Here is a 7738-nt window from a genome sequence, read left to right as displayed (position 1 = left end):
GCGCGGGTGCCGCGGCGGGCTCGGCGCGGGCCGACCGGACGACGTCGGGCGCCGTCCCCGTGGCGACGCCGACGCCGCTGAGCAGGGCACCGAGGACGAGGCCGCCCGCGACGGTCGTGACCGCGCGCCGGCGTGTGGTCGAACTGTCGCGGAACCGCATCCCGGCCATTGTCCCGTACTGCCGTCGTCGTACCGAACGGCCCCGCCCCCACACCCGTCCGAGGGGCGGAGATCCCGCGACTCGCGCGGTCCCAGATGCCGACTCGCGCGGTTCAGAACGCCGACTCGCGGGGGGCCGGGCTCGGGCTCCGCGAGTCGGCGTTTCCGGCCGCGCGAGTCGGCGTTTCCGGCCGCGCGGGTCGGGGTCTCCGGCCGCGCGGGTCGGTCAGGTGAGCGAGGGGACGCGTTCCGCGGGGGGCGGGGGGCCGGGCGGGGTGCCGTCGCCGAAGGGGCTGCCGCCGAGGTCCTCGCGGCCGTGTGCGCTGAGCCAGTTGGAGACGTCCGGGCCCGCGGGGATGATGCCGGTCGGGTTCACCTCGTGATGCACGCCGTAGTAGTGCTGCTTGATCTGTTCGAAGTCGATCGTGTCCCCGAAGCCGGGGGTCTGGAACAGGTCCCGGGCGTACGCCCACAGCACCGGCATCTCGCTCAACTTCTGCCGGTTGCACTTGAAGTGGCCGTGGTAGGCCGCGTCGAAGCGGACCAGGGTGACCCAGAGCCGGACGTCCGCCTGGGTGATCGCGTCCCCGACGAGGTAGCGCTGCCGCTCCAGCCGCTCGGACAGCGCGTCGAGCCTGCCGAACAGCGCGCCGTACGCCTTCTCGTAGGACGCCTGGCCCTTCGCGAACCCGCACTTGTAGACGCCGTTGTTCACGTCGTGGAACACCCCCTCGGAGACCTCCTCGATCTCGTCCCGGTACTTGTCCGGGAAGAGGTCGGGTGCGCCGTCGCGGTGGAACTCCGTCCACTGGGTCGCGAGGTCGAACTCGAGGGCCTTGTAGTCGTTGGTGACGACCTTCCCGCTCGCCACCTCGACGACGGCGGGCACGGTGACGCCCTTGTCGTAGCCGGGCACGGCCGCCTCGTACGCGGACCGCAGGTACTCGATGCCGAGCACGGGGTCCTTGTCGTCCGGGTCCAGGTGGAACCGCCAGCTGCGCTCGTCGTGCAGAGGGCCGGCGATGCCGAGCGAGATCACCGGCTCCAGGCCGAGCAGACGGCGCAGGATCACGGCGCGGTTGGCCCACGGGCAGGCCCGGGCGGCGACGAGCCGGTACCGGTCCGCCTCCACCGGCCACGGCGAGGAGCCGTCGGAGGTGATCCGCTCCTGCACACCGAGGGGTTCGCGGACGAACTCGTCGGAGCCGGACTGTGCTGCACTGTTCGGGGACGCTCCCATACGGCAACGCTACGACCTCGCGGGCCCGCCCGCCGCGAGGCGATCTTCGCCGGAGATCCTCATCGGCCGGGGACGAGCGCGCGATCACACCGCCGCGGCGAACTCCCTGTGGTCGAATCGGCTCATGGTGGACTTCTCGCTGGACGACGTCGTCCGGCCCGGTTCCCGGGTCACCCTCGCCGACGGCTGCGGCACCCCGACGGTCCTGCAGGGTCCGCTGAGCCGCGCGGCGGCCCGGGCCGGGGACGTGCGGCTGGTCCTCGGGTGGATGCCCGCGCCGACACCGGACCTGGACCCGGCGGCGTTCGCGGACGTCCGGGTGCTGATGGGCGGGCCCGGCGTGCGGTCGATGGTCGAGGCGGGGGACGCCCACGTCGTTCCCTGCCGGCTCTCCGCCGTGCCCGCGCTGCTGGCCGGGGTGCTGAAGCCGGATCTGCTCGTCGCGACGCTGGTCCGCGGGCCGCGCGGGCTGCACCTCGGCGCCGAGGCCTCGTACATGCGCGGCCTCGTCGAGGCCGGGGTGCCGGTCGCGGGCGTCGTGTCCACCGCCACCCCCCTGGCCGACGCCGGGGACCCGCTCCCGGCGGACGCGATCACCGTCCTCGGCGAGACGGACGAGGGCCCGGCCGAGATCCCCACCCCGCCCCCGACGCCGGCGGACGAGGCGATCGCCCGCAACGTCGCCGCGCTGGTCCCCGAGGGGGCGCGCGTACAGGTCGGCCCCGGCCGGCTCGCGCAGGCGATGGTCGCGGCGCTGGAGGTCCCGGTGCGGATCGACTCGGGGCTGCTGCCCGAACCGGTCGTCGACCTGGACCAGAAGGGCCTGCTGCTCGACGACCCGATGTGCGCCTACCTGATCGGCACCCGCCGGCTCTACGACTGGGCGGACGGCCGGCGGCTCCTGCACCCCATCGAGGTCACCCACGACGTCGGCCGGCTCTCCGCCGCCGGCGCACCCCCGCTGATCGGCCTGAACGCCGCGCTCGAGATCGACGTCGACGGGCAGGTCAACGTCGAGGGGCTCGGCCGGTCCGCGGCCGGGATGATCGGCGGGCACCCGGACTTCGCCGCCGCGGGCGTCCGCGGCCCGGGGCTGTCGGTGATCGCGCTGGCGTCGGCGCACAAGGAGCGCCCCACGCTCGTCGAACGCCTGTCCCGGCCGGTGACGACCGCGTCGCACGACGTCGACGTGGTGGTCACGGAGCGCGGGACGGCGGACCTGCGCGGGCTGGACCGCGCGGAGCGCCGCGCGGCACTGCTCGACCTGTGGGACGGCCGGGTCGCGGGGTGAGCGCTACCGTCGGGCCATGACCAGCCGGCTCGTCGCCGTCGTCGTGGACTGCGCGGACGCCGACGCCCTCGCACGTTTCTGGGCCGCCGCGCTCGGCCACCGGAACATCCGCGCCTGGGACGACGGCCACGGGACCACCTACGCCCAGATCGACGACGCCGTCCCCCTGCTGCTGTTCCAACCGGTGGGCGAGCCGCGCACGGGGAAGAACCGCCTCCACCTCGACGTCGCCCCCGAGCCGGGCGGCACGCAGCGGGGCGAGGTCAGGCGGCTGACGGACCTCGGCGCCACCGTCCTGGACGAGGCCCCCGGCTTCCCGTGGATCGTGATGGCGGACCCCGAGGGCAACGAGTTCTGCGTGCTGCCGCCCGAGGACTAACCCTTCAGGAACGGCGCCAGTGCCGCGAGGGTCTCCTCCGGGCGCTCGTCGACGAAGAAGTGGCCGGCCTCCGCGATCGGCTCGCCGGTGACGAGCGACGGGTCCGCGGCGCGGGAGCGCCACACGTCGAGCGGGTGGTCCCGGCTGTTCCCGACCACCCCCCTGCCGCCCCACAGGACCAGGCAGGGCGCGGCGATCCGGCGGCCGGCCCGCTCGCTCTCGGCGTCGTGCGCCAGGTCGATCGAGGCCCCCGCGCGGTAGTCCTCGAGCATCGCGTGCCGCGCGTCGGGGTCCGCGAAGACCCGCTCGTACTCGGCGACGGCGGCCGGGGCGTGCGCGTCGAGGCCGCTCCCCCAGCCCCCCAGGAGGCTGTGCAGGTACGCGCCCGGGTCGCCCGCGAGCAGCCGTTCCGGCAGGTCGAAGGGCTGGATGAAGAGGAACCAGTGGTAGTAGGCGGTCGCCAGCCGCCGGTCCACGTGGGAGTACACGTACTCCGTCGGCATGATGTCGAGCAGCGCGAGCCGGGTGACGGCGTCGGGATGGTCGAGGGCGAGGCGGTGCGTCACACGGGCGCCGCGGTCGTGCCCCACGACGGCGAACTCGTCGAACCCCAGCTCGGCCATGACGGCGACCTGGTCCGCGGCCATCGCCCGGAAGGACGACTCCGCGTGCCGCTCAGACCCGGGGGTGTCCGGCCCGTCGGCGGAGACACGCCGATCGGAGTCCCCGTACCCGCGCAGATCCGTGGCGACGACGGTGTGCTCCTCGGCCAGGAGCGGGGCCAGCCGGTGCCACAGGACGTGACTCTGCGGAAACCCGTGGAGCAGGAGCAGCGGCGGCCCCGAGCCCCCGCGCACCCCGTGGATGCGGACCGGCGACGTGGCCGTCGGAACCTGCAGGTCGAACGTCTCGAACCCCGGGAACATCGTCCCGACCGTAGTCGGCCGGGCAGGCCTCCGGCACCTGCTCGGGCCCGGCGGTCTCGAACACCCAGGCCTTGAGCACGGCGAACCGCACCAGGCCGCCCAGCGTGCTGGCCAGCGCGACCGCGACGGACTCACCCGGCGCGGTGACGGCCGGGAAGACCTCGTCCACGACGAGCAGGACCGCCGAGCTGTAGAAGGCGTAGAAGACGACGGTGCCGATGTCCTGGACGTAGACGCGCCAGCGGCGCGCGGGCGCGCCGTCGAAGGTGAAGCGGCGGTTGACCTCGGTGCTGACGGCGGTGCTGACCAGCAGGGCGACCAGGTTCGCGGCGAGGGGCTCCAGCGTGGCCCGCAGGGCGAGGTAGACACTGGCGTTGACCGCGGTGCCGAGGCCACCGACGAGGGCGTAGCGGGCGAGCTGCCGGACCATCGGGAACCGCTCGTCCAGCCGGGTCCGCGCGACCACGAGCCGATCACCGGCCGACTGGGCGAGGTTCGCGAGCACGGACGGGAGACCGAGATGCGCCACCGATTCCCGGCCGGCCATTCCCATCATCTCCTCGACCCGTTTCCGCTGTGTACGACAGTTATCGCATCCGCGGATGGGTGCGCGCTCGCTCTCTCCTGTGAATACCCCGAGAAGATCGAGACATTCCCCGCTCACGGGCCCTGTGACACAGGCCTCCCCGTAACCCGATCGTGGCGGGCGCGTTGAGGAAGCGGAAGCACAGCAGACACGGGCGGGTGAAGTCCACCGCCCGGCATCGGGGGAACGTGACCATGCGTACACGGATACGGACGATCCTGGTCCTCGGCGCGGTCGGGGCGGCCGCGCTCGCCGGGACGGGGGTCGCGCTGGCGGACACCGCACCGCTCGTCGCCCACGGCAGCTACCACGCCGAGGACGGGACCGGCGAGTTCGGCGAGCACCTGGACACCTCCGCGGTGCTCGTGGACACCCCGGTCGGCACCTGCGTCGACCTCACCTCGCCGGACGGCGACGAGGTGGCGTGGCGGACGTCGGTCAACGAGACGGACCGGGTCGCCCTGCTTTCCGCCCGGACCTGCCGGGAGATCGCCGAGGACCGCGGGACCGGGCCGGGCCCGGCGGACACGGTCGCCGAGGACCGGCCCGGCGCGGGTGCGGGCCCGGACGAGGCCCTCGCCCCCGGCGACGTCGTCGGGGCCGGGAAGGCCTTCCGCTCGGTGTCGTTCTCGTCGATGCCCTGACCGGGCCCGGACCGTGAAGATCCTCAGACCGTGAAGAACACGGTCTCGTGCGGCCCCTGCAGGTGGATGTCCAGGCGGTACACGCCCTCGCCGTCCTTCTGCGCGACCAGGGTGTCCCGGCGCTCCGCCGGGACGCTGTTCAGCACCGGGTCCGCGTCGTTGGCCGGGTCGTCCGCCAAGTAGATCCGGGTGACGACGCGGTCCAGCAGGCCGCGGGCGAACACGGAGACGTCCAGGTGCGGGGCCTCGACGGCGCCGTTCTCCGCGGGGAGCGGGCCGGGGCGGACCGTGCGGATCTCCCACCGTCCCTCGGGGTCGGTGTTGCAGCGGCCGAAGCCGAGGAAGCCCGGGACGCTCGGCTCGGCGGCGCCGCGCGGGTCGTCGGGGTGCGCGAAGCGGCCGGCGGGGTCCGCCTGCCAGGTCTCGATCATGCCGTCCGGGACCGGGGTGCCCGCGCCGTCGTGGAGGACGCCCGAGATCCGGATCGTGCCCGGTGTGCCGGGCGGGACGACGTCCGCGCCCTCGGGCCAGGTCAGGCCCAGCGAGAGGTACGGCCCGACGGTCTGCGACGGCGTCAGCTCGAGTCGATCAGTCATCGTGCGGCTCCTCGAACACGGTCTGGTTGCGGCCCCGCAGCACGATGTCCCAGCGGTAGGCCAGTGCCCAGTTCGGCTGCGTGGTGTCCATGTCGAAGCGGGAGACCATCCGCTCGCGGGCACCCTCGGGCGCGGAGTTGTAGATCGGGTCGTACGCGAACAGCGGGTCGTCCGGGAAGTACATCTGCGTGACGAGCCGCTGGGTGAAGGCGTGGCCGAACAGCGAGAAGTGGATGTGCGCGGGCCGCCAGGCGTTGGGGTGGTTGCCCCACGGGTAGGCGCCGGGCTTGATCGTGGTGAAGGAGTACTCGCCCAGCGAGTTCGTGACCACCCGGCCGCCGCCGGAGAAGTTCGGGTCCAGCGGGGCGGGCCAGGTGTCCCGGGCGTGGGCGTAGCGGCCGGCCGCGTTGGCCTGCCAGACCTCGACGAGCGTGTCCGGCACCGGGCGTCCGTCGGAGTCCAGGACCCGGCCGGAGACGGTGATCCGTTGTCCCTGCGGCTCGCCCTCGTGCTGGCGGGTGAGGTCGTGGTCGTTCGGGCCGATCTCGCCGACGAGCAGCGGCCCGGTGATCTCGGTGAACCGCTGCGGCAGGATGATCGGCCGCTGCGTCGGCGCGCGCAGGCCGGTGCTCTTGTAGCCGGGCGAGTCCAGCGCCGGGTGGGTGTCCTCGGCGTACGGGTAGGTCAACGGCATCAGACAGCTCCGTGGGGAAGGCCGACGTAGTTCTCGGCGAGACCGGTCGCGGCGGCCCGCGACGAGACGGTGTAGCGCAGCTGCGAGAGCTGCAGGGCACGGCCGAACGCGTCGCCGTTCGCGTGGTCGTCGTCGAAGCGGTGCAGCATCGAGGTCATCCACCAGGAGAAGTGCTCGGCGCGCCAGATCCGGCGCAGTGCCCGCTCGGAGTAGGTGTCGACGCCCGTCTCGTCCTTGCGGAGCAGGAGGTCGGCGAGCGAGTCGGCGAGCAGGCGGACGTCGGCGATCGCGAGGTTCATGCCCTTCGCACCGGTGGGCGGGACGATGTGCGCGGCGTCCCCGGCGAGGAACAGGCGCCCGTGCCGCATCGGCTCGGCGACCATGCTCCGCATCCCCGTGACCGACGGCCGCTCCACGAACGGGCCCTCGTTGAGGGTGAACCCGTCCGCCTGCAGCCGCGTGCCGAGCTCGTCCCAGATCCGCGCGACGGACCAGTCCGCCGGGTCGGCGTCGGGCCTGACCTGCAGGTAGAGCCGGGTGACCTCGGGGCTGCGCATCGAGTAGAGCGCGAAGCCGTTGTCGTGGTTGGCGTAGACCAGCTCGTCGTGGGTCGGGGCGGCCTTCGCCAGGATCCCGAGCCAGCCGAACGGGTACTCGCGCTCGGCGATCCGGATGTCCGGGACGGCCCGGCGGCTGACGCCGTGGAAGCCGTCGCAGCCGGCGACCACGTCGCACTCGATCCTCCGCCGGGTGCCGTCCGCGGCGGTGTAGCCGATCGACGGCGCGTCCGTGGTGAGGCCGTCCAGGACGACGTCGGAGACCTCGAACTCGATCGGCTCGCCGGCGTCGACCCTGGCCGCGATGAGGTCCTTCACGACCTCCTGCTGCCCGTAGACCGTGATCCCCTTGCCGACGAGATCGGCGAAGTCGATCCGGTGGTCCCCGCCGTCGAAGCGCAGGGAGATGCCCTCGTGCGGGAGGCCTTCGGCGTCGAGGCGGGTGGCGAGCCCGGCCTCGCGGAGCAGTTCCACGGTGGGGTGCTCGAGCACGCCGGCCCGGACGCGCTGCTCGACGTAGGAGCGGCTGCGTGCCTCGAGCACGACCGAGTCGATTCCTCGGCGGGAGAGCAGGTGGGAGAGCAGCAGTCCTGCCGGCCCGGCGCCCACGATCCCCACCTGGGTCCTGGGCACGACCTGGGTTCGCATGGCCGCAGCTTCCCGCAC

The 7738-nt window shown here is 73.5% G+C and carries 9 protein-coding genes; 3 read left to right on the top strand and 6 right to left on the bottom strand.

What is annotated here, in order from left to right; all coding sequences use genetic code 11:
• Nucleotides 1-385: 385 nt before the first annotated feature.
• Nucleotides 386-1399, bottom strand: a complete 1014-nt coding sequence (locus tag JWP64_RS28455) for a glutathione S-transferase C-terminal domain-containing protein (RefSeq protein WP_297503117.1) — start codon at nt 1397-1399, stop codon at nt 386-388.
• 124 nt (nt 1400-1523) lie between these two features.
• Between JWP64_RS28455 and JWP64_RS28450 the strand changes: the two genes are divergently transcribed.
• Together JWP64_RS28450 and JWP64_RS28445 are read left to right on the top strand one after the other, a co-directional pair.
• On the top strand, nt 1524-2690 hold the full coding sequence (locus JWP64_RS28450) for an acetyl-CoA hydrolase/transferase C-terminal domain-containing protein (RefSeq protein WP_297503114.1): 1167 nt from the start codon (nt 1524-1526) through the stop codon (nt 2688-2690).
• Nucleotides 2691-2706: 16 nt separating this feature from the next.
• Nucleotides 2707-3069, top strand: coding sequence for a VOC family protein (locus JWP64_RS28445; RefSeq protein WP_297503112.1), 363 nt, complete (start codon nt 2707-2709; stop codon nt 3067-3069).
• On the opposite strand, the gene JWP64_RS28440 is transcribed toward JWP64_RS28445, so the two are convergent.
• A complete protein-coding gene (locus JWP64_RS28440) occupies nt 3066-3854 on the bottom strand; it encodes an alpha/beta hydrolase (RefSeq protein ID WP_297503118.1) in 789 nt (262 codons plus the stop codon). The two genes, JWP64_RS28445 and JWP64_RS28440, sit on opposite strands and share 4 nt — an antisense overlap.
• On the bottom strand, nt 3745-4542 hold the full coding sequence (locus JWP64_RS28435; protein ID WP_297503110.1) for a GtrA family protein: 798 nt from the start codon (nt 4540-4542) through the stop codon (nt 3745-3747). Before JWP64_RS28435 ends, JWP64_RS28440 begins: the two co-directional genes overlap by 110 nt.
• 233 nt (nt 4543-4775) lie before the next feature.
• Between JWP64_RS28435 and JWP64_RS28430 the strand changes: the two genes are divergently transcribed.
• Nucleotides 4776-5225, top strand: coding sequence for a hypothetical protein (locus JWP64_RS28430; RefSeq protein WP_297503108.1), 450 nt, complete (start codon nt 4776-4778; stop codon nt 5223-5225).
• A gap of 23 nt (nt 5226-5248) precedes the next feature.
• Here the strand turns inward: JWP64_RS28430 and pcaG are convergent, their stop codons facing one another.
• Genes pcaG through JWP64_RS28415 form a run of 3 tightly spaced genes read right to left on the bottom strand, consistent with a single transcriptional unit; the run spans nt 5249 to nt 7720 of the window.
• Nucleotides 5249-5821, bottom strand: coding sequence for a protocatechuate 3,4-dioxygenase subunit alpha (pcaG, locus tag JWP64_RS28425; RefSeq protein WP_297503105.1), 573 nt, complete (start codon nt 5819-5821; stop codon nt 5249-5251).
• Nucleotides 5814-6515 (bottom strand): protocatechuate 3,4-dioxygenase subunit beta, encoded by a 702-nt coding sequence (pcaH, locus tag JWP64_RS28420; RefSeq protein ID WP_297503103.1) that lies wholly within the window; start codon nt 6513-6515, stop codon nt 5814-5816. Before pcaH ends, pcaG begins: the two co-directional genes overlap by 8 nt.
• Nucleotides 6515-7720 (bottom strand): 4-hydroxybenzoate 3-monooxygenase, encoded by a 1206-nt coding sequence (locus JWP64_RS28415; protein WP_297503101.1) that lies wholly within the window; start codon nt 7718-7720, stop codon nt 6515-6517. The genes pcaH and JWP64_RS28415 overlap by 1 nt, the downstream gene beginning before the upstream one ends.
• Nucleotides 7721-7738: the final 18 nt, after the last annotated feature.

Source organism: Pseudonocardia sp., assembly GCF_025465255.1.
Lineage (GTDB): Bacteria > Actinomycetota > Actinomycetes > Mycobacteriales > Pseudonocardiaceae > Pseudonocardia.
This window is presented reverse-complemented; position numbering and strand designations above follow the sequence as displayed.